Source organism: Streptomyces sp. PTY087I2 (assembly GCF_001687325.1).
Taxonomy (GTDB): Bacteria; Actinomycetota; Actinomycetes; order Streptomycetales; family Streptomycetaceae; genus Streptomyces.
In genome coordinates, this window is record NZ_LZRD01000010.1 from 40,512 (window position 1) to 61,539 (window position 21,028).

Sequence of the window (21,028 nt, forward strand, 5' to 3'; positions counted from 1 at the left end):
TGCCGGCCCCATCGTTGGCCATCGGGGCAGAAGGCCCCTGCCGTGCTCGCGGCAGGGGCCTTCTCGTCGTTCGGAACAGCCCGGTGCTCAGCGCGCGGGCAGGGTCACCGTGCCCCAGACGGGCTTGTGGTCCGAGGGCACGGCTGTCGCTCCAACGGTGCAACCGGACCAGGTCGCGGAGGGCGGGACGAAAAGGTAGTCCAGCTTCGAATTCCCCGCAGTGGTGCGATTGAGGGGGTCATCGCACTCTTTGTGTGTCTGGTACAGCGACAGAAGAACCGGCAGATCGCTGCCCTTCGGCGTCACGGTTGGGGTGGCGTTCAGATCGCCGCCGAAGACGGCCCGGTAACCGGTGTATCCGACCTTCCTCGCGAGGAAATCCGCCTGAGCTTTCTGCTGGTTTCGGTCTTCGTCGTCGTAGCCTTTACCGCCGGTGCTGAAATGGGCCGTGCAGCTCATGACCGCCCAGGACGGGATCGCAGCGCACAGAGCGGTGCGGCGCTCGGTGTTCTTGGGAGAGTCCAGCTCCAAGGCCTTGTACCAGGTGTTCTCGGCGGGCACGGCGATGGCGACGCCATAGGCTCCGCGGTTCTTGGCACACGACTTCTGGGCCCAGTGCTCGGTTGTTCCTATCTGGTGCTGGATGGGGGCGAAACGCACGTCCCAGGCGTCCGCTCCACCGTTGAGGTCCGCCTCCAGCTTCTTCTCCAGCGGCTTGGCGAGCTTCTCGCAGAACTCCTGAAGCAGGATCACCTCGGCCTTCGCCTGCTTGGCCCGGTCCGTGACGGCTTTGGCGAAACTGTCGACCGAGTACTCGTAGATCGCGCAGTCGCTGTTGTTGCCGCAGGCGTTCCACGTCAGGACGTTGATCTTGCGCTCCGGCGTGGACGCTGCGTCCGGCGGCGACGACGAGGAAGGGATCTCGACAAGCTTGAACTGCTCCCAGGAACCGGGTGTACCAGTCGCACGGGCTCGCAGGAGTCCCTCGTCCGAGCCGGTGCTGTTGATCTCGGCGGAGACGAAATAGTCCTTGGACGTGCCCCCCTCGGTGAAGTTGTACTTCAGCGAATACCAGCCGTCATCTCGGGACTCCAGTTCGAACCGTTCCCAGTTGCCGATGGCGCCGGCCTGCCGGGCACGCAACATGCCCGTGTGGGAGCCCGTGTCGTGGAACTCGGCGGACACATAGAGGCCGTTGGCCTCGGATCGCAAGGCTGCGCGCGAGCCCTTGTCGTTGGTGTGTAGCGTAAAGGTCTCCCACGACCCGAGACTGTCCAGACTTTCGCAGTTCGTCCGGGCGCGGAGCTTGCCGGCCTGGTTGCCGGCGTCGTTGATCTCCGCCGAGACGCACATCTTCTTGCCGGCGCGCTCGGAGGCCGCCCTCGACTGGAGCGCGTACTTACGGCCCGCGGACTTCTCCGTGAGGGGGTCACCGGCCTGAGCAGGCGGCGCTATGAACAGCGCGAGGAGCGTCATCAGGAACCCGCACAGGACTCCAGTACGGATTGTTCGTATGGTCAAAGAGAGCTCCGCTTCATATGGACCTTCTGAGTTGAACAGGACGAATCATAGGGTCTGGCGATTATCGGGCCAGACGTGAACGATTGGCCGCCGACAGGCTCTCGGCGTACAAGTGCGGCAGGCAGCCGGCGCACAGGTGCCCGGGCGAGGGCTGCGGATCGTCGAGTCGCTCGCTCAGGACGGGGGCGTCGTGCCAACCAGGACCCACGTTTCGAGGAGTCGCGGCCTAAGCCACCACGGTCACTTCTTGATCGGGCATACCGCGCCCGCCGCCATGTTGTACGTCGGGGCGGACTTCGTCACGCCGCGGGCGGTGCCGAGCTGGATGAGGATCTCGTCGGAGAGCAGGTCCTCCTTGCCCTTCAGGGCGTCCGCGACCTTGGTGTCCTTGGGGAACACCATCTCCGCCGCCACGTTGTCCTGCACGATCCGGGCCAGGTTGTCGAGGGCGGTGAACACCGGGTCGACCGGGTTCTCCAGGCCGGGCAGGTCGATCAGGTGCGTGGCGACCTTCGCCGGGTTCATGCAGTCCTTGATGATGATCGTGTTCTGGTTCAGGACGCTCGTCGTCCACTGCGAGATCACCACGCAGTACAGATCGGCCCAGCCCGTCTCGCCGACCTTCCTGCGCCAGGCCGTCATCTGGTCCTGCACGCCCTTGATCTGGGCCTGCGCCGCGTGCTCCATGTTGGTGCGGATGTCGGGGTAGACGCTGCCGGAGAAGTCCTCGAAGGACTTCATGTCGAACGACTGTGTCGTCACCGAGGTCTCGATGAACCGGAGCGCGGCGTCCAGGATGTTGCCGCACGACGTCGTCAGCGCGGCCGGAAGCCCGGCGTCGGGCAGGTTCTGGCGGGCCGTCGTCAGCGTGGCGGCGTACGCCTGGAGGGGCGGGATCCACGCGGTGGACGTGTGGTCGTCGAACGCCACCATCAGCAGGTCGTGCGGGTCGATGCGGTCGGCGTTCGGGAGGTTGGGGATGTGGTCCGCCAGGTACGAGGCGATCACCGAGAAGATCCCGAGCGGTACGTGAGCGATGGACTTCGCCAGCTCGAACGTCTCCGAGACGGGGTTCGCGCTCTCCTGGCCGTTCTCCGTCACCAGCGTGAAACGGCCGCCCTTGGCGTCGTTCTGCACGACGATCACCGGGGAAAGGTGCTTGATCAGTTCTGCCTTGAGCACGGCGTAATTGGTGCGCATGCCCGCGTTGACGGCCAGGAGCGAGTCCTTCGCCTGCTGCGGCGAGACCTTCGCCGCGCCCGCCGCGCCGTCGGCGGTCGCCGCCGCTGCCTGCGGGGCCGCCGCGTAGCCCAGGAGGGCCGCGGTGCCGATGCCGGAAGCGCCGGTTATGAAACCTCTACGGGTAGCCATCTTCGTGTTCTCCGTTGGGGATAGTGGTGCGATCTCTGGCGGAGTGGGGGGATCGGGAAAGTCGGGAAATTCGGGGTGAAAGTGCTCATGGGGTTCACTTCCAGTGGGGGAGTGGGGGAGTGGGGGAGGGGGGAGGGGGGAGGGGGGAGTGGGGAGTGGGGGGAGAGGAACGTGTGCGGGTGTGCGTGCTTCGGTATGCCGGGGTGCGGGGCGCTCGCTCCTCGGCGCGCCGCCCCGCACCAACCGTCCTGGCAGCAGCCCTACTTCAGGGACTTCTGCGTCGGGACCACCACCCCGTACAGGTCCTGCACCGTCGCCAGCGCCGACTCGTGCAGCTGCTGTGCCGGGATCCCGTTCGGGTTGCCGTTCAGCGGCAGCGGGCGGGTCGCGGACGCGTCGGCGACGACCGTCGGGCTGTTGCCGTTGATGAACGCGCCCTGCGTGGTGAACAGCGTGCACATGTTGGTCATGAACCCGGCGATGATGACGTTCTTGCGTCCGGCCTTCTTGACCTCATCGGCGAGGTTCGTGCCGTGGAAGCCGTTCGGCACGCTCTTCTCGACGACCGGCTCGCCCTTGACCGGCTTCACCGCCGGGATGATCTGGCCGGCCTCGGACTTCAGGTCGTAGCCCTTGTCGACGATGTGGATGACCGGCGTCTTCGCCGCGCGGGCGCGCTTCAGCAGGGCCGCGGTGTTCTCCACGGCGGGCTTCCAGCCGTCGAGCTCCATCACGCCTTCGGTGTAGGTGTTCTGGTAGTCGACGAGGATCAGCGTCGCGTCGGCGAGCGTGGCGGGGGTCTCGTCGAGTTTGTTGAGCGTCCGCAGGGTCGTCGTGTCCTCCGCGACGTTCCCCGAGGTGTTCTTGGCTGCGGCGCTCGGCGCGGCCGATGCGCCGGCACCGCCGTCCTTGCCGGTCGCGGCCTCCGAACTCCCGCCGCACGCGGTCACGGTGGCGGCGAGGACGGCGGCGACGCCGATCGCGGTGGTGGTACGGAGCAGCTTCATCGGGCGATCTCCTTCTGGGATGCGACGACGACCCCGTACAGGTCGCCGATGGTGGCCAGCGCGCTGTAGTGCACCTGGCAGGCGTCGAGGTCCGTCCCGGCGACCGGCAGGGACCTCGTCGCGCAGGCGTCGGCGACGACCGTGGGGCGGTTGCCGCGCAGGAACGCGCCCTGCGCCGTGAACGCCACGCACATGTGCGTCATCCAGCCCGCGATGATCACGTCCTGGCCCTCGGGCACGTGCTCGCCGAGGTCCGTGCCGTGGAAGGCGTTCGGGACCTGCTTGACGACGACGGCCTCTCCGTCGACCGGGGCGACCGCCGGGTGGATCCGTCCGATCTCGGCCCGGATGTCGTACGGGGTTCCCTCGCCGCCGTCGTTGATGACGTGGACGACCTTCGTCCCCGCCTCGCGGGCCCGCTCCAGCAGTTGCGCGGCGGCGTCCAACGAGGCCTGCCAGCCGTCCAGTTCCATCACGTCACGGGTGTACGTGTTCTGGAAGTCGACGAGGATCAGCGTCGAGCCGGTCAGCGTGGCCGGGGCCGCGTCGAAGCCGTTGAGTTCGCGCAGGGTGGTTCGGGACATGGGTGTACCGCCTCGGGGGGTCGTGCGTCGGGGAGTGCTCGCCCTTTCCGTGCGGCGAGCTGTTCTCCACGCTATGAGCCGCCCCGCATGTCCACAATGACGTCTAGCATGCAGATACCGACATGGGTCGGGTGTCGGCTTCACGGGAGGGTCACCCATGGACATCGTTCGACGGCTCGTCGTCATCGTGCTCTTCGACGGCGTCGACCTGCTCGACGTCACCGGGCCCCCGGAGGTCTTCTCGCTCGCCCGCCGCGAGTCCGACGACGCCGCGGGGTACGAAGTCGTCCTGGCCGCCGAGACGTTGGAGCCCGTCACCACCGGGGCCGGGGTCCGCATCCTGCCGGATCTCACGTTCGACGAGGCCGCCGGGCGGAGCATCGACACCCTCATCGTGCCCGGCTCGGTGGAGGTCGACAGCGAGCGGCGGGTGCACGCCCTCGTCGATCCCGGGCTGGTGGAACGGGTGAAGGCGCTCGCCGCCCGGACCCGGCGGACCACCTCCGTCTGCGTCGGGGCGCATCTGCTGGCCGCCGCCGGGCTGCTCGACGGCAAGCGCGCCACCACGCACTGGTCCACCGCGCGTCAACTGGCCGACGACCACCCGGAGATCGAGGTCGACGCCGACCCGATCTTCATCCGCGAGGGCGATGTGTGGACCGGGGCCGGGATCAGCGCCTGTCTCGATCTCTCGCTGGCCCTGATCGCCGACGACCTCGGTGAGGCCGTCGCGCTGCGCGTCGCCCGGCAGCTCGTGATGTACCTGAAACGGCAGAGCGGGCAGAGCCAGTTCAGCGTTCCGCTGGAGCAGATCTCGGCGACGCGGCGCATCGAGGATCTGCGCCACCACATCCTGCGCAACATCGGCCGCCGGCTCACCGTCGTCGACCTCGCGGAGTACGCGCACGTCAGCGACCGCCACCTGACCCGGATCTTCAAGACCGAACTCGGCATGACCCCGCACGCCTACATCGAGTCCGTACGGGTCGAAAAGGCCCGTAACGAGCTGGAGTCCTCCGACGCCACCCTTGAACGCATCGCGTCCGTCTGCGGGTTCGGGACCGTGGACACGCTGGTACGGGCGTTCCGGCGGCGGTTGAACGCGACGCCGACGGAGTACCGGAGCCGGTTCCGGGCCTTGCCCGTTGAGTGAACCCGGGGGAGGGGCAGCGGGGACCCCCCGGTCCCCGCTGCCCCTCGGCTCAACCCGAGACCTCCGCTACCTCGTCAGCGGGCCAGAAACGCGTCGTGGAACGTCAGCACCGACGTGTTCCCCTGCCGGTCCACGATCTCCGCGCGCAGCGTCACCGCCTTGCCCTTCGCGGGCGTCTTCACGAGCGCCCGGCCCAGGAGGACGGGGACCCGCTGCCAGCTGACAGCGTTGTCGTACGACGCATCGATCCGCAGCGACCTGAGGTTGCCCTGCGCCGCCGCGCCCTGGATCTCGACCGGTACGGAGGTCAGCCATCCCGCCCGGACCTGCGAGGACAGGTCGACGTCGGGGCGGAAGCGCACCACGGACGCGGGCACGGCCCCCTGGTCGTCGGCGCCGGAGCGGAACGTCCACGACGCGTCGATCCGGGTGCCCGCGCGGGCGATCTTCGGGCTCCGGGCGACCGAGGTGCTCAGGGTGTACTCGGCCTCCTCGGCCGGGACCGTGAAGGACGCGAAGCTCAGGTCGCTGTCGTTCTCCGCGATCTTCTCGCCGTCGCGGTGGAGGGTGGTGCGGGCGCTCTCCAGAGTGGTGAAGCCGTCGTGGTCGTGCCCGTCCGCGAACATGCTCAGGAACGCGTAGAGCGTGTCGCCGGAGCGGTCGACGCGCTTCTGGCCGTTCAGCACCGGACCGTAGACCCCGGTGTTGATCGCCGTACGGTAGGTGCGGCCCGGGCGGTAGGCCTGGTCGTTCAACGAGTAGCGGCTGTCGGTGAGTTGCCAGCCGTTCGGCAGCATGTCTCCCAGCTGCTCGAAGCCGATGTACCAGGTGGCCCCGGCCGACCCCGCCAGATACAGCGTCTGCGTGCTCGGGCTCTGGAGCGTACGGCCGGAGGAGAGGCCGAAACCGGCCGCCGGCAGATGGCCCAGCGGGGTGAGGAAGGCGTCCTTGCCCGCCACCGGCTCGCCGAGCCCCGTCACCAGGCGTGCGAAGTCCCGGCTGGCGGGGTGCTGCGTGTAGCCGGTCGCGGGGCGGGTCACCGGGCCGCCGTGGATCTGCGAGTACTGCGTGTCCTCGCCGACCGCGAAGTGCGCGTCCCAGATCTGCTGGAGGGATCCGTCGGTGACGTCCGGGCCCAGTCCGGCGGAGCGGACGTTCTCGAAGGACGGCAGCCGCCAGCCGAACTTCAGGTCCGAGTGGCCGACCTTCAAAAGGTAGGCGGCGTGGGCCTGTTGGGCCTTCGCCCGGCGGTCCGGGACGGTGATGTCCACCGGCTTCGCCGTGCGGGCGTCCAGGGTGACGTCCCGCGGGCCGTCGACCTTCAGCTTGGGCTGCGCGATCCAGTCGATGCCCCGGGCGGGGTCCGAGCGGTCCGCCAGGACGATTCCCTGCACGCTGTATTCGCCTACGGGCAGCCGCAGTTCGGTGGAGTCCGTCGCCTCGTCGAGCGCGAACTCCTGGCCCGCCGCGTCGCCGGTCAGCCCGGTCACGTACGTCTGGAACGCGGCCGCGTCCTTGCCCTCGCGGCCCAGATGCTTCAGCTGTACGGGGTACGCGGCGCCTTCCCGCTCGACGGCGGCGGCACTGCGCACGCTCTGCCCGCCGCCGGTCGCGATCACGGCCGCGCTGTACTGCCCGTCGGGGGCTTCGACCGTCGTGTCGGCGGTGACGGTCACGTCTGCGGTTCCGCCCGCCGGGACGGTGACCTCGGCGGCGCTGACGGTGAACATGCCCTCGGGGGCCGCAGCCCCGTCCGGTCCCGTGCCCCTCGCCGTGACGGCCAGCGTGACGTCGGTGTCGGAGGAGTTGCGGTAGGTGAGGGTGCGCTCGACCGGGCGGTCGTCGTCGTGCGGCCATTCGGCGGTGCCGAAGTTCAGCGAGACCGGTTCGGCGTACACCGTCTGCTCGACGGCCCGGTCCGCCTGGATACGGCCCGAGCCCTGCTCGAACGCCGGAAACCCGGTGTCCTTGGTGGAGGCCGTCAGGGCGCCCTTCAGCTCGGCCGCCTTCCAGCCGGGGTTGCGCTGCTTCAACAGGGCGGCCGCGCCCGCCACATGGGGCGTCGCCATGGAGGTGCCCGAGATGGTGACGTACCCCTCGGGGTTCTCGCCGTACTGCTTCGCGATCGTGCTGCCGGGCGCGGACGCGGCGGTGATGTCGACGCCCGGGGCCGTCACGTCCGGCTTGATCGCGCCGTCGCCGACGCGCGGGCCCCGGCTGGAGAAGTCCGCCGTCCGGTCGTCGCCGTCGACCGCGCCGACGGTCAGCGCCCCGTCCGCCGCGCCCGGCGTGCCGACGGTGCTCGCGCCCGGGCCCTCGTTGCCCGCGGCGATGGCGAAGAGGACGCCCGCGGTGTCGGTGTAGTGGTTCACCGCTTCTTCGAGGGGCTCGACACCGGGCGAATCGGGGCCGCCCAGGCTCATGTTGACGATGTCGGCGCCCTCGCCGACCGCCCACTCGATGGCGGCGATGATGTCGGACTCGTTGCCGCTGCCGGAGTCGTCGAGGACCTTGCCGTCGAGCAGCCGGGCCCCGGGCGCGACCCCCTTGTACGTCCCACCGCCCTTGGCCCCGGTGCCCGCGACGGTGGACGCGACGTGAGTGCCGTGGCCCTGGCGGTCCTTGGCGTCGGGGGAGGCGGAGAAGTTCTTCTCGGCGATCTGTCGGCCCGCGAGGTCGGGGTGGGTCTCGTCGACGCCGGTGTCGAGCACGGCGACCTTCACGCCCGTGCCGTCGTAGCCGGCCTCCCACACCTTGTCCGCGCCGATCTGCGGGACGCTGACGTCGAGTTGGGCCGAGACCGTGCCGTCCAGCCAGACCCGGTCGATGCCGGACGCGGCGGTCCGGGCGGCCGTTCCGCTGCCGTTGTTGCCGCCGCTGTCGCCGTCCGGCTGGGTGAGGGCCTTCCACAGGCGCGGCAGGTCCTGGCCTGGCGTGGTGACCGCCTGCGCGTTCAGGGGCTTGAGGGTGCGGCGTACCTCCGTGCCGCCCGCCGCGCCCACCGCCGCGCGGGCCGAGGCGGCCGTGCCCCGGTAGCCGACGATGATCCGGAGACCGTCGCGGTAGGCCTTGCGCGCCGCCGGAGTGTCCAGACCCGTTACCTCGAAGAGACGTTGGTCGATCGTTCCGTCGGCTATCAGCCGCTGGGCGTCGAGCGGGACGACGACACTGCGGTCCCCGTCCTCGCGCAGATGGACGGGGATGTTCTCGCGGCCGGGCGCGGGGTGGAAGCCGGTGACGCGGCCGGAGGTCATCTCGACCACGTCGCCGGTGATCAGCTGTACGCGGTGCGGTGCGGCGTCCTTCGAGGGTTTCGCCGTCTTCGCGGGTGGCTGCGGGGCTTTCGGGGCCGTTCGCGGGCCGGCGGTGGCCGGTACGGCGGCGGCGGTCGTCGCCAGGGCCGCGATCACGGCTACGGCGACGGCACGTCTTCTTGCTTGGCTTGGCACGTCAGTCCTCTGGATAGTCCGACAGGTCGGGCCGTGCGGGCGGGGACCCGAGCGCTTTCGGACACCTGAAGGCGCGACACATCGCCAACACCATCAGTCACATGTGGCGCTTCAGCACCACGGGCCCCGTGGGGGTGCAGTATTCAGCCACTGATCGGTCTGGACAAGGGGCAAGCGGCGGGAGGGGCGGACGACGGGAGGGGCTTCGCCGTTGCCGCTTCGCCGAAGAGACGGCGGTACGCGCCGGGCGTTGTGCCCACAGCGGTACGGAACCGTCGTCGCAGGTTGACCGCCGACGACAGGCCCACCCGGGCCGCGACCGTCTCGACGGGCAGGTCGGTCTGCTCCAGCAGGGACCGGGCCGCGTCGATGCGCTGCTGGAGCAGCCACTGCCCGGGGCTGACGCCGACCTGGCGGACGAACCGGCGGGCGAAGGTGCGCGGGGAGAGCCCGGCGTACGCGGCCAGCCGGCCGACGGAGAGGTCCGCCGCCAGCCGGGTCAGGGCCCACTCCAGGACGGGGGCCAGCGACGCGTCCGTGCCGGGGGCGGGGTCTCTGCCCGTGCGGGTGGGCGGGGGCGCGTACGGGAGCTGGCTGCCGTCCCGGTGCGGCGGCAGCACCATGCTCCGGGCCACCTGGGCGGCGTAGGCGGAGCCCAGGTCGGACCGTACGAGGTGGAGGCAGAGGTCGATGCCCGCGCCGCTCCCCGCGCTGGTCGCGACATCGCCGTGGTCGACGTACAGCACGTCCTCGGCGACGCTCACCTCGGGGAAGGCGTCGGCCAGTTGGCCGGTCCGCCGCCAGTGCGTGGTCGCGCGCCGCCCGTCCAGCAGCCCGGCCCCGGCGAGGACGAAGGCGCCCGTGCAGATGGACACGATGCGCGCCCCGCGCCGGTGGGCCGCCCGCAGCGCGTCGAGGACGTCGCCCGGCACCGGGCCGCCGGGCGGCAGCCAGCCCGGTACGACGACGGTGTCCGCCCTCCGCAGGGCGTCGAGGCCGCTCTCGACGAGCAGCGGGTACCCGGCGGTGGTCGGCAGGGGGCCGGGCCGCCGCGCGCAGATCTCGAACGTGTAGTGCGCTGGCAGGTTTGTGTGGACGCCGAACACCTCGGCCGCACAGGCGAGTTCGAAGGGCGACTGCGGGTCGTTGAGCAGCGCCACCACGTGATGAGGCGGGGATGGGGGCATGGCAGGAAAGTACCCGAGGATGTCAGGACGGACACTCGCCCCGGGTGATCGTTCCGCGCGACGGTGGAGCCATGAGCGAGGACACGCGAACGAACGCGGCGGGCGGCCTGAAGACCGTCGTCCAGGTCGACGACGTCGAGGCGCACGAGGTGGCCCCGGGCATCGTCCGCCGAAGGCTGCCGGCCACGGCGTACGCCCGGGGCTGGCTGATCGACTTCGCGGCGGGCACGGAGTGGCCGGAGGTCGACCAACACGCCACGGAGGAGCGGTACTTCGTCCTGAGCGGCGAGGTCATCGACGGCGGGGAGCGCCATGGTCCGGGGGCGTACGTCGTGTTCGCGCCGGGCAGCGAGCATCGGCCGCGTACGGAGAAGGGGGCGCGGATGCTGGGTATCTCGCTGATGAGCGCCTGAGTGCCTGAGTGCCTGGGTGTGCGTGAGCGCCGGGGCGCCTTCTGAGCGCCTGGGGTCTGGGTGCCCTGAGCGCCTGAGCCCGGGGGCCGTCCCGTCCGCCCGGAACAGGGGACCGGGCGGACGGGACGGCCCCCGGGTGTGACCCGCTGCGGCCCGCTGTGTGGTGTGCGCACACCACACAGCGGGCCGCCGACGTTCAGTGCGGGACCGTCACCGGTTCGCGGCCAGGGAGCCGCAGTTGGTGCCGTTCTTGCCCGCGACCTCGCCGGAGATCTCGCCGCGCCACGTCACGCACAGGCCGCGCGCGTCGAGGTAGACCGGGCCCGCGTACGTGGTGAAGTACCCCGTGTCCGTGACCGTCGTGGTGGGCGAGGCGAAGCCGAGCGAGGCCGTCATGTGTACGGCCTTTCCGGGCGTGGTGCGGATGGTCACCACACAGTTCTTGCCGGTGGCGGAGTTGTACGTGAGGAAGACCGTGCCCTTGGTGCCGATCTGGGCGGAGTTCACCACGGCGTAGCCGCTGCCGCAGACCCCGTTGTACTGCGCGGCGGCGGCCTTCGGTGCCGCGGTGGCCCGCTGGGCGGTCGGCTCGGCCGCGACGGCGGCCGGTGCGAGCGCGACCGCGGCGCAGGCGGTGGCGGTGACAGCGGCGCCGATGGCCGACGCACGTCGGATGTTGATCATGTTGTTCCCCGGTTTCTCGATGCGTTCACTGCGCGACGCCTGGTCGGGCGCCCGGCTCCTCACCCCTCGAAGTGGTGTGAGTCACACCCTGTCGGACAGGTCGTGACGCGCAGGAGTTGTGCTGTTTGCGCGCTGTTACGAATTCATGACACATGGGGGCAAGATCACCTTTATTGATCACATGCCCCGTGTCCGGTGGCGATGAGTATCGGGCGCGTCCGGGGTCTCATACGGCAGACCGGTCATGACGCAGTCGAGTGGAGGCAGCCGTGAAGAGCGACGAGAAGCGCGGGATCTGGCGCATGGTGCACGCCGAGCGCGCGGCGCTGGCCGACGACCTCGCGCGGCTGGAGGCCGACCGGTGGGCGACGCCGTCGCTCTGTGCGGGGTGGACCGTGCACGATGTGGCCGCCCATCTCGTGGACACCGCGCTCACGACCCGTATCGGCTTCGTCGCCGGACTCGTGCGGGCGCGGTTCGACTTCGATCTGCACAACGCGCGCGGGGTGGAGCTCCGGCGCGGGGCGTCGCCCGCGGAGACGCTGGAGCGGCTGCGGAGCGTGGTGTCGCGGACGACGACGCCTCCGGCCCCGCTCGACACCCGGCTGGTCGAGGAGGTCGTGCACGGCGAGGACATCCGGCGGGTGGTGGGCCTGGTCCGCCCCTATCCGCAGGAGGCGGTGGTCCGGGCGCTGCGCCTCCAGGTGCGGACTCCGGCGTCGTTCGGCGGGGCGAAGGAGGCGGTGGCGTCCGTCCGGCTGACGGCGACGGACGCCGACCTGTCGATCGGGGAGGGGCCGGAGGTGGCCGGCCCCGCGCTGTCCCTGCTCCTGGCCGTGTCCGGCCGCCGGGTGGCGCTCGACGACCTGGACGGGCCGGGGGCCGGGCCGCTCGCGGGGGCCGTGGCCTGAGGTGTCGCGGGGCGCCGGGCGGTGGCCCTTGGGTGCGGCGTACGGGCGTGCGGCCGGGCGCGCCCGCAGTACAGCCGGGCCCGCCCGCCGTACGCCCCCCCCGCCGGGGTCAGCCCTCGATCTCGTACAGCTCGAACTGCTCCCAGGAGCCCGTGACGTCGAGGGACCGGGCGCGCAGCACGTACTGGAGCGACCCCGTGTAGCTGTTCTCCATGGCGACGAAGCGGCCGTTCAGCGCGGACTGGAGCGCCCAGCGGTCCGCGCCCTCGTTGTAGTAGAGCGTGAACCGCTCCCAGGTGCCCGTGCCGGTTGAGCGGGCGCGCAGGACGTTCTGCGAGGTGCCGGTGTAGTTCCGCTCGACCGCGACGTAGCGGTTGTTCGCCAGGGACTTCAGCGCGTAGGTCCGGGTGGCCTCGTGCCATTCGAAGGCGAAGCCCTCCCACCCGCCGGTCACCACGGTCGAACGGGCGCGCAGGACACCGGTGTTGGGGGAGGCGTAGTTCTTCTCGGCGGCCGTGAACTTTCCGTTGCGGACCGACTTGAGCGCGAACGTACCGGAGTCGTCGTCCTGGGCGGAGGCGCTGAGGTCCGTGGCGCTGCGCCCGGCGGCGGCCGAGGCCCGGTCTCTCCCGTCGCTCCCGGCGATTCTCGCCGGCTCGGACCCTTCCACCCTCTCCCATCCTGCGGGTACGGCGGCCGGCCCACCGTCCTGCGGGGCGGCGCCCGCCACGGGGGCGGCGAGCACGGAGGCGGTCAGCAGGGCGCTCAGGGAAAGGAAAGCGGAGGTCATACGTCGCACAGGTCTTCCTCGCGTTCTGTCCGGTGGATTCCGCGACGGAGGGAAAGGGGCGCCGGCCGCTGTTGGTGAGCGCGCCGGTCATTGCCTTTTCTCTCGGGGTCGCGACGGGCCGAATGGGCCGGTCAAGTGGCCCCAGAATAAAGACCTTTCGTCAATCTCAACCATCCATTTATGCGACTTCGGTAATTCCGTTCGGCGACATGTTGAATATTTCATTCCGCGGTATTTCGTTAACGTTCACGCGGCTCCCCGTCGTGGAGGCGGGGGCGCGTGCCCTCTTTCCTGTATGACGTGTACCCGACAGAATCCAAGGGTTCGCCCGGTCCGACTCCCCACGGCCCTTGGAGGCACCCCCCATGTCCACCCCCGCGCGCACACCCGAGTCCTCGTCCCGGCCCTCCCGCAGAGGCTTTCTGGCCGGTGCCCTCGCCGTATCCGCCACCGCGATCGTGGGCGCGGCGCCCACCGCCGTCGCCGCCGCACGGGAGAAGGCCCGGGCGGTCCGGGGGACGCAGGACTGGATGGCCGGCCTGCCCGACGGCACCGCGCTCCGGCAGCTGACGATCCCGGGGACGCACGACTCGGGGGCCCGGTTCGGCGGGCCCTGGTCGGAGTGTCAGAACACCACGATCGCCCAGCAGTTGACCAGCGGCATCCGCTTCCTCGACGTACGGTGCCGGCTCATCGACGGCTCGTTCGCGATCCACCACGGGGCGTCGTTCCAGAACATGATGTTCGGCGATGTCCTCATCACCTGCCGGGACTTCCTCGCCGCGAGCCCGGCCGAGACCGTGCTGATGCGGGTCAAGCAGGAGTACTCGTCCGAGAGCGACGCCGCGTTCCGGGCGGTCTTCGACGACTACCTGGACCGGCGGGGCTGGCGGTCGCTGTTCCGCCTCGACTCCACGCTCCCCGACCTCGGCGGGGCCCGCGGCAAGGTGGTGCTGCTCGCGGACAACGGCGGGCTGCCGGGGGTGCGGTACGCGGACCCGGCGCTCTTCGACATCCAGGACGACTACATGGCGGAGCCGTTCGCCAAGTACCCCAAGATCGAGGCCCAGTTCCGCAAGGCGGCCTCGCAGCCGGGCACGTTCTACATGAACTACGTCTCCACCGCCGCCCTGATGCCGCCCCGCTGGAACGCCGACCGCCTCAACCCGCAGGTGCACTCCTTCCTGGAGCGCGCGGAGACCGCCGGGTGGACCGGGCTCGGCATCGTCCCGCTGGACTACCCGAACCAGCGGGCCGGCCTCGTCGAGTCGCTGATCCGGCACAACCCGACGGGGTGAGCGAGGGGGCCGGAGGGCCTGGGGCCTCCGGCCCCAGGCGCCGCGCCCCACACCGGCGGCTTGCGTTTCTTTCGAATTCTGCGATGCTTGGTTCACTCTCAAAGGAGACAGAGCTATGCACAGCACCGCGGAAGACCGCACGCTTCTGCCCGAGCACCGTGAGGAAGTCGCCGAACTCAGGGCCTTCCTCGACCGGACGCCGGCGGCTGCCGAGCCTGCTCTGCTCCGGGGCCCCGACGGCGCGACTCACAGCCTCCCCCCGGAGGTCTACGAGGCGCTGATGGTCGTCGTGCGCGCCCTGGCGGAGGGCAAGGCGGTGACCGTCGCGCCTGTGAATACCACGCTGACCACGCAAGAGGCCGCCGACCTGCTCGGAGTCAGCAGACCGACCTTCGTCAAGATCCTGGACGAGGGAGGCTTGCCGTTCAACCGGCCGGGACGGCACCGCAGGGTCCTCCTGGCAGATGTCCTGGACTACAAGGAGAAGCGGCGCACACAACGTCGCCGAGGGCTGGACGAGCTGGCCGGACTGACCGAAGAGTCCGGCCTCTACGGTGACTGACCGCCCGAATCCGCCGAGCTGACTGGAGCGATGTGCAGCGCGTCGTCCTGGACACTTGTGTCCTGTACCCGAACTACCTCAGGGACACTCTGCTCCGGCTCGCAGAGGCCGAGCTCTACGAGCCGCTCTGGTCGGCCGACATCCTGGACGAGCTGACCAGGAATGTCGCTGAGCGGATCGGGGACCAGAAAGCGAAGGGACTCGTCGACGTCATGGCGGGTGCGTTCCCTGAGAGCCTGGTTTCCGGGTACACGGCGCTCATACCCGCCATGACGAACGACCCCAAGGACCGGCATGTCCTGGCAGCGGCGATCGGCGGGCACGCCCATGCTGTCGTCACGCTGAACCTGAAGGACTTTCCCTCTGCGGCGGCCGATCCGTACGGGATCGAGGTGCTGCACCCCGACGAGTTCCTGCTCGACATGCTCGACCTCGCTCCGGTCGAGGTCGGCATCGTCCTTCGTGCGCAGGTGAACAGTTACCGGCGTGAGCCCCGCGATCTGCATGGCCTGCTCGACCGGATCAGCGCCGGCGGAGCGCCCCAGTTCGCCGCCGAGTTCCGCCGCCGTCTCTGAGAGGAGCGGAGGGCGCCCCGGCAGCCCTCACATCTCCGGCGGCGGCGTAGGTGCTCCCGGCAGCGTCAGCGTCGCCACCGTGCCCGGGCCTCCGTCCGGGGCCGGGCGGAGGGCGATCGTGCCGCCCGCCTGGTGCACCGTACGGGCCACGATGGACAGGCCCAGGCCCGAGCCGGGGAGCTGGCGGGCGGTCGGGGAGCGCCAGAAGCGTTCGAAGACGTGGGGGAGTTCCTCGGCGGGGATGCCGGGGCCCCGGTCCCGTACCGTCAGCTCGCCCCGGTGCAGGCGCACGTCGATCGTGGCGTGCGGCGGGCTGAACTTCACCGCGTTGTCCAGGACGTTGACGATCGCCCGCTCCAGCGCCGCCGGCTCCGCCCGTACGTACCAGGGGGCCAGGTCCTCCGTGATCGTCAGCTCCGGGCCGCGCAGCCGGGCGCGGCGCAGGGCGGTGCGGGCGATCTCGTGCAGGGCCACCACCTGGAGCGGGCCCGGCTCGGCCGCGTCCGGGCGGGCCAGCTCCTGGAGGTCGCCGATCAGCGCGGCCAGCTCCGTCATCTGCGCCTTCACCGACGCCATCAGCGCCTTGCGGTCCTCCGGCGGGATCACCCGGCCCGTCTCGTCGCTGCGCGCCAGCAGCTCCACGTTCGTCCGCAGCGAGGTCAGCGGGGTGCGCAGCTCATGGCCCGCGTCCGCGATCAGCTGCGACTGGCGGTCGCGGGAGGAGGCGAGCTGGGCGGCCATGGAGTTGAAGGAGTTCGACAGGCGGGCGATCTCGTCCTCCCCGTCGACCGGGATCCGTACGGTCAAGTCCTCGGTGCGTGCCACGTGTTCGACGGCTTCCGTCAGCTCGTCCACCGGGCGCAGCCCCGCCCGCGCCACCCACAGCCCGGCCGCGCCCGCGCCGACGACGCCGATGCCGCCGACCAGGGCCAGCACCCAGGCGAGCGTGGACAGCGGCGCGTCGATCTCGCTGAGCGGGCGGGCCACCGAGACGGCGAGCTCGTTGTTGGCCTGGCCGGAGCTGACCACCGGCGGCAGCTTGCGGGTGTAGACGCGCATCTCCTGTCCGGCGTCGTTCGCCGTCGTGTGCAGGGCGTCGGCCTCCCGCCCCGCCGCCACCGCGATGTCGCTGGGCTGGGCGGGCACGGGCGTCGTGTTCGGGGCCGTGCAGTAGTCGCCGTTCGCCGCGACGATCTGCACGGTGTACTGGCCGGGGAACTCCTGGGCGGGCAGCTGTCCGCCGCTCAGGCACGAGGACAGCAGATCGCGCATCGGCGCGTTGTCCATCTTCGCGTTGCGCAGCGAGTCGTCGAGCTGGTCCTCCAGCTGCTCCCGGGTCACGAACCAGCACGCCGCCGCCACCGCCGCGACCGCCACCGCGACCGCCGTGGCCACCAGCATCGCCAGCCGGGAGCGCAGTGGCAGCGCCCGGAACCGGCGCAGCGGACGCAGGCCCCGCCGCCCCCGCCCGTCCGTCGCGACGGCCGTCGACCCGCTCGGGCCACTCCGGCCCTGTGCGTCCGCGTCCGGCGTCGGCCCGCTCACGCCTCCCCGCTCCCGCCCGTACGCAGCGCGTAGCCCACCCCGCGCACGGTGTGGACGAGACGCGGCTCGCCGCCCGCCTCCGTCTTCCGGCGCAGGTACATCACGTACACGTCCAGCGAGTTGGAGCTCGGCTCGAAGTCGAAGCCCCAGACCGCCTTGAGGATCTGCTCCCGGGTCAGCACCTGGCGGGGGTGGGAGAGGAACATCTCCAGCAGCGTGAACTCCGTACGGGTCAGCTCCACCCGCCGCTCGCCCCGGGTGACCTCGCGGGTGGCCAGGTCCATCCGCAGGTCCGCGAAGGACAGCACGTCGTCGTCGGGGGCCTCCGCGCCCGCCGCCGCTGCCGACGCGTAACTGCTGCGGCGCAGCAGGGCCCGGATCCGGGCGAACAGCTCGTCCAGCTCGAACGGCTTGACCAGGTAGTCGTCCGCCCCCGCGTCCAGGCCGGTGACCCGGTCCCCGACGGTGTCGCGGGCGGTGAGCATCAGGATGGGCGTGGTCGAGCCGGTCGCCCGGATGCGGCGGGCGGCGGTGAGCCCGTCCATCCGGGGCATCTGGATGTCCAGGACGATGAGATCGGGGGCGTACGCCTCGGCCATCGCCAGGGCGTCGTACCCGTCGACCGCGACCTGCGTGCCGTACCCCTCGAAGGCGAGGCTGCGCCGCAGCGCCTCGCGCACGGCCGGCTCGTCGTCGACGATCAGGATGCGCTGGGGATCGTCTTCGGCGGGGCTCATCGCTGTCTCGTCCTCTTCTCGTGTCGACCTGGGTCCGTCCGCCCTGCTCGGGCGCTCTCAGCCTCGCACGGTCAGGAGCCGTTCCCCGCGCGCAGGGTGTCCAGGTCGGCCTTGAGCGTGTTCACCGGGATCGCGAAGCCGAGGCCCACGCTGCCCGCCGAGGAACCGCTGCCGGACGCCGAGGAACTGGGCGAGTACATCGCCGAGTTGATGCCGATGATCTCCCCGTCCATGTTGATCAGCGCACCACCGGAGTTGCCGGGGTTGAGCGAGGCGTCGGTCTGGAGCGCCTTGTACGTGGTGGTCTCCTCGCCCGTGTCGCCGTTGAACTGCTGCCCGCCGAACTCGAACGGCCACTCCTGGCCGCCGCCCTGCCGGCCCTGACCCTGCCCGGAGCTGCCGGAGTCGTCCTTCGCCACCGTCACGTCCCGGTCCAGCGCGGAGACGATCCCGCTGGTGACCGTGCCGGTCAGGCCCTCGGGCGAGCCGATCGCCACGACCTCCTCGCCGACCTTGACCTTGGAGGAGTCGCCCAGCGTCGCCGTCTTCAGCCCGCTCGCGCCCCGGAGCTTGATGAGCGCCAGATCCTTGTCGGGGTCGGTGCCCACGACGTCGGCCGTGTACGTCTTGCCGGTGGAGAGGGTGACCTGAATCTGCTGCGCGCCGGAGATGACGTGGTTGTTGGTGACGATCTCGCCGTCCTCGGTGATCACGACACCCGATCCGGTGGACTTGCCCGCCGACGAGGAGGCGCCGATCTCCACGATCGCGGGCGAGACCGCCTCCGCGACGCCCGCCACGGTGCCCTTGCTGCTCTGTGAGACGGTGGTGCCGTTGACCGCGCCGCCCGAACCGGTGGCGGCGGAGTTCTGGCCGTTCAGCTGGCCGACGAGGGTGGCGGTGCCGCCGCCGATCACGCCCGCCGCGATCGCCACCGCCGCCAGCAGCGCGACGGGCCGCTTGGCCTTGCGACGGCCGGTGGAGGGGGTGGGGGCGTACGCGGGCGGCGGCGGGTATCCGCCCGTTGCGCTGTTGTACGCCGTTCCGTAGGAGGAGGCGTACGGGTACGAGGTCGGGTCCTGGTCCGTCGAGTGCGCGCCGCTCGGGCGAAGGTTCTCCGTCATGTCCACCAGGCTGATCGGCGAAGATGAGAGCCGCCTGAGCGCGTCCTGAGAAGCCCGGAAGAACCGCGTATGCCCGCTGTAAAGCCGAAAGCGGGTCGGAGCGGCTCAGGCGGACGCGGAGGGCTCCCCGCAGCCGCACGAGCGCCGGACCACCAGCGCCGAGGGGAACTGCTTCAGCCGCTCGCGCCGCGATCCGGAGACCCGCAGGGCGTCGTCCAGGACCAGGTCCACGGCCGCCCGCGCCATCGCCGGACGATCGGAGTAGACCGTGGTCAGCGGCGGATCGGTGAGACCCGCCTCCTTCACGTCGTCGAAGCCCGCCACCGCCAGCTCGCCCGGCACGTCGATGCGCAGCTCACGGGCGGCCCGCAGCACACCGAAGGCCTGGTCGTCCGTGGCGCAGAAGATCGCCGGCGGCCGGTCGGGGCCGGAGAGAATCCCGAGGGCCACCTGATAGGCGTCGTAACGGTTGTACGGGGCCTGGAACAGCCGGCCCTCCGTGGAGCGGCCCGACTCGTGCATCGCCCGCCGCCAGCCCTCGACGTGGTCGGCGACCGGGTCGCCGACCGACGGGGTCTCCTCCGTACCGCCGAGGCAGGCCACGTACGGATGGCCGTGCTCCAGCAGATGGCGGGTGGCGAGCTGCGCGCCGCCCACGTCGTCGGTGACCACGGCCACGTCGTCGATCGCCTCGGGGCGCTCGTGCAGCAGGACGACCCGGGCGTCCCAGGCCTCGATCTCGGCGGCGGCGCGCTCGCTGGGGCCCTGGCTGACCAGGATCAGCCCGGAGACCCGCATCCCGAGGAAGGCCCGCAGGTAGTGGACCTCGCGCTCGTCGCGGTAGTCGGAATTACCGACGAGCACCATTTTCCCGCGTTCGGCGGCGGCCTGTTCGACCGCGTGTGCCATCTCCGCGAAGAACGGCTGCCGGGCGTCCGGCACGATCATGCCTATGAGGTCCGTGCGGCGCGAGGCCATGGCCTGGGCGACCCGGTCGGGCCGGTAGCCCAACTGCTTGATCGCGGCGAGCACCCGCTCGCGCGTGGCCGGGGCGACCGGCCGGGGTCCGTTGTTGATGACGTAGCTGACGACCGCGGTCGACGTCCCCGCCAGTCTCGCCACATCGTCCCGCGTCACCTTGGCCACGCGCGGCAGTCTACGCGGATGGACCTATCCCTTGGCAGCCCGGACCGGGGCTTCTTGCTCCGCCGTGGCCGAAGAGGACTGCTCCGAACGGGCGACAGGCCGGGCGTCGGAGCCGTCCGCCTTCTGCCGGGTGGCGGCCCGCTCCTTCGCCTCCTCCGCCGCGCGCTCGACCTTCTCCGGCACGACGAAGCGGTAGCCGACGTTACGGACGGTCCCGATCAGCGACTCGTGCTCGGGGCCGAGCTTCGCGCGCAGCCGCCGTACGTGGACGTCGACCGTCCGCGTACCGCCGAAGTAGTCGTACCCCCAGACCTCCTGGAGGAGCTGGGCGCGGGTGAAGACCCGGCCCGGGTGCTGGGCGAGGTATTTCAGCAGTTCGAATTCCTTGAAGGTCAGGTCCAGGACCCGGCCCTTGAGTTTCGCGCTGTACGTCGCCTCGTCGACGGAGAGATCACCGTTGCGGATCTCCATCGGGGAGTCGTCCGAGGTGATCTGCTGGCGGCCCATGGCCAGCCGCAGCCGCGCCTCGACCTCCGCCGGTCCCGCCGTGTCCAGCAGGACGTCGTCCACGCCCCAGTCGGCGGTGACGGCCGCGAGACCGCCCTCGGTGACGACGAGGATCAGCGGACAGCCGGGCCCCGTGGACCGCAGCAGCTGACAGAGCGAGCGGACCTGCGGAAGGTCGCGCCGCCCGTCGACGAGGATCGCGTCGGCGCCCGGGGTGTCCACCAGGGCCGGGCCCTCGGCGGGGGCCACCCGCACGCTGTGGAGCAGAAGACCGAGGGCGGGAAGCACCTCCGTCGACGGCTGGAGTGCGTTCGTGAGGAGCAGCAGTGAACTCATCGCCGCCCACCTGCCTGGTTCGGTCGATCGTGTTGCACGGTTCGCTCGCCCATTACGTCGGTCCTCCTCGTTCCCTGCGAGAGGGGCACTCCCGGGCCTGACCCGGGGGAGTATGCGGCACTGCTTCG

The 21,028-nt window shown here is 70.8% G+C and carries 19 protein-coding genes; 6 read left to right on the forward strand and 13 right to left on the reverse strand.

The genetic code is table 11. From position 1 onward, the window contains the following. Positions 1 to 87: 87 nt before the first annotated feature. The 4 genes from A3Q37_RS12755 to A3Q37_RS12770 form a co-directional block, all read right to left on the reverse strand. Positions 88 to 1,476 carry an endonuclease/exonuclease/phosphatase family protein gene (locus A3Q37_RS12755; RefSeq protein WP_065482716.1) on the reverse strand — a complete coding sequence of 463 codons (1,389 nt, stop codon included), beginning with the start codon at positions 1,474 to 1,476 and terminating at the stop codon, positions 88 to 90. 285 nt (positions 1,477 to 1,761) lie between these two features. Continuing rightward, complete coding sequence (locus A3Q37_RS12760; RefSeq protein ID WP_065482719.1) at positions 1,762 to 2,892, reverse strand: hypothetical protein; 1,131 nt, start codon at positions 2,890 to 2,892, stop codon at positions 1,762 to 1,764. A 260-nt stretch (positions 2,893 to 3,152) separates the two neighbouring features. After that, positions 3,153 to 3,899, reverse strand: a complete 747-nt coding sequence (locus A3Q37_RS12765; RefSeq protein ID WP_107471527.1) for an isochorismatase family protein — start codon at positions 3,897 to 3,899, stop codon at positions 3,153 to 3,155. Further along, a complete protein-coding gene (locus tag A3Q37_RS12770) occupies positions 3,896 to 4,483 on the reverse strand; it encodes a cysteine hydrolase family protein (RefSeq protein WP_065482723.1) in 588 nt (195 codons plus the stop codon). Before A3Q37_RS12770 ends, A3Q37_RS12765 begins: the two co-directional genes overlap by 4 nt. A gap of 157 nt (positions 4,484 to 4,640) precedes the next feature. On the opposite strand from A3Q37_RS12770, the gene A3Q37_RS12775 reads away from it, so the two are divergent. Continuing rightward, positions 4,641 to 5,636, forward strand: a complete 996-nt coding sequence (locus A3Q37_RS12775; protein WP_065482726.1) for a GlxA family transcriptional regulator — start codon at positions 4,641 to 4,643, stop codon at positions 5,634 to 5,636. Between the two features lie 74 nt (positions 5,637 to 5,710). Here A3Q37_RS12775 and A3Q37_RS12780 read toward each other — a convergent pair whose 3' ends face one another. Then, positions 5,711 to 9,085: a S8 family serine peptidase gene (locus A3Q37_RS12780; protein ID WP_107471528.1), complete on the reverse strand. Its 3,375-nt coding sequence runs from the start codon at positions 9,083 to 9,085 to the stop codon at positions 5,711 to 5,713. Between the two features lie 143 nt (positions 9,086 to 9,228). Then, positions 9,229 to 10,272, reverse strand: a complete 1,044-nt coding sequence (locus A3Q37_RS12785) for a GlxA family transcriptional regulator (protein WP_255311797.1) — start codon at positions 10,270 to 10,272, stop codon at positions 9,229 to 9,231. A 71-nt stretch (positions 10,273 to 10,343) separates the two neighbouring features. Between A3Q37_RS12785 and A3Q37_RS12790 the strand changes: the two genes are divergently transcribed. Beyond that, entirely contained in the window at positions 10,344 to 10,685 is a 342-nt protein-coding gene (locus tag A3Q37_RS12790; RefSeq protein ID WP_065482738.1) for a cupin domain-containing protein, read from the forward strand. Positions 10,686 to 10,895: 210 nt separating this feature from the next. Here A3Q37_RS12790 and A3Q37_RS12795 read toward each other — a convergent pair whose 3' ends face one another. Further along, a complete protein-coding gene (locus tag A3Q37_RS12795; RefSeq protein ID WP_065482742.1) occupies positions 10,896 to 11,369 on the reverse strand; it encodes a spore-associated protein A in 474 nt (157 codons plus the stop codon). A gap of 269 nt (positions 11,370 to 11,638) precedes the next feature. Between A3Q37_RS12795 and A3Q37_RS12800 the strand changes: the two genes are divergently transcribed. Next, on the forward strand, positions 11,639 to 12,280 hold the full coding sequence (locus A3Q37_RS12800) for a maleylpyruvate isomerase family mycothiol-dependent enzyme (RefSeq protein ID WP_079137769.1): 642 nt from the start codon (positions 11,639 to 11,641) through the stop codon (positions 12,278 to 12,280). A gap of 109 nt (positions 12,281 to 12,389) precedes the next feature. On the opposite strand, the gene A3Q37_RS12805 is transcribed toward A3Q37_RS12800, so the two are convergent. After that, entirely contained in the window at positions 12,390 to 13,070 is a 681-nt protein-coding gene (locus A3Q37_RS12805; protein WP_065482745.1) for a hypothetical protein, read from the reverse strand. Between the two features lie 365 nt (positions 13,071 to 13,435). Between A3Q37_RS12805 and A3Q37_RS12810 the strand changes: the two genes are divergently transcribed. The 3 genes from A3Q37_RS12810 (at position 13,436) to A3Q37_RS12820 (ending at position 15,505) form a co-directional block, all read left to right on the forward strand. Continuing rightward, positions 13,436 to 14,368: a phosphatidylinositol-specific phospholipase C gene (locus A3Q37_RS12810; protein ID WP_065482748.1), complete on the forward strand. Its 933-nt coding sequence runs from the start codon at positions 13,436 to 13,438 to the stop codon at positions 14,366 to 14,368. 115 nt (positions 14,369 to 14,483) lie between these two features. Continuing rightward, positions 14,484 to 14,930, forward strand: a complete 447-nt coding sequence (locus A3Q37_RS12815; protein WP_065482751.1) for a helix-turn-helix domain-containing protein — start codon at positions 14,484 to 14,486, stop codon at positions 14,928 to 14,930. Between the two features lie 32 nt (positions 14,931 to 14,962). Continuing rightward, the gene (locus A3Q37_RS12820) at positions 14,963 to 15,505 is read left to right on the forward strand and encodes a PIN domain-containing protein (protein WP_065482757.1); all 543 of its coding nucleotides are present in this window, start codon (positions 14,963 to 14,965) and stop codon (positions 15,503 to 15,505) included. A 27-nt stretch (positions 15,506 to 15,532) separates the two neighbouring features. Here the strand turns inward: A3Q37_RS12820 and A3Q37_RS12825 are convergent, their stop codons facing one another. From A3Q37_RS12825 to A3Q37_RS12845, 5 genes are all read right to left on the reverse strand, one after another. Continuing rightward, positions 15,533 to 16,906 carry a HAMP domain-containing sensor histidine kinase gene (locus A3Q37_RS12825; RefSeq protein ID WP_255311807.1) on the reverse strand — a complete coding sequence of 458 codons (1,374 nt, stop codon included), beginning with the start codon at positions 16,904 to 16,906 and terminating at the stop codon, positions 15,533 to 15,535. A 140-nt stretch (positions 16,907 to 17,046) separates the two neighbouring features. Further along, on the reverse strand, positions 17,047 to 17,787 hold the full coding sequence (locus A3Q37_RS12830) for a response regulator transcription factor (RefSeq protein WP_030582061.1): 741 nt from the start codon (positions 17,785 to 17,787) through the stop codon (positions 17,047 to 17,049). Between the two features lie 71 nt (positions 17,788 to 17,858). Further along, on the reverse strand, positions 17,859 to 18,911 hold the full coding sequence (locus tag A3Q37_RS12835) for a S1C family serine protease (RefSeq protein ID WP_065483323.1): 1,053 nt from the start codon (positions 18,909 to 18,911) through the stop codon (positions 17,859 to 17,861). Positions 18,912 to 19,016: 105 nt separating this feature from the next. Further along, positions 19,017 to 20,057 (reverse strand): LacI family DNA-binding transcriptional regulator, encoded by a 1,041-nt coding sequence (locus tag A3Q37_RS12840; protein WP_065482760.1) that lies wholly within the window; start codon positions 20,055 to 20,057, stop codon positions 19,017 to 19,019. A 24-nt stretch (positions 20,058 to 20,081) separates the two neighbouring features. Next, complete coding sequence (locus tag A3Q37_RS12845; RefSeq protein ID WP_065482765.1) at positions 20,082 to 20,900, reverse strand: response regulator transcription factor; 819 nt, start codon at positions 20,898 to 20,900, stop codon at positions 20,082 to 20,084. Positions 20,901 to 21,028: the final 128 nt, after the last annotated feature.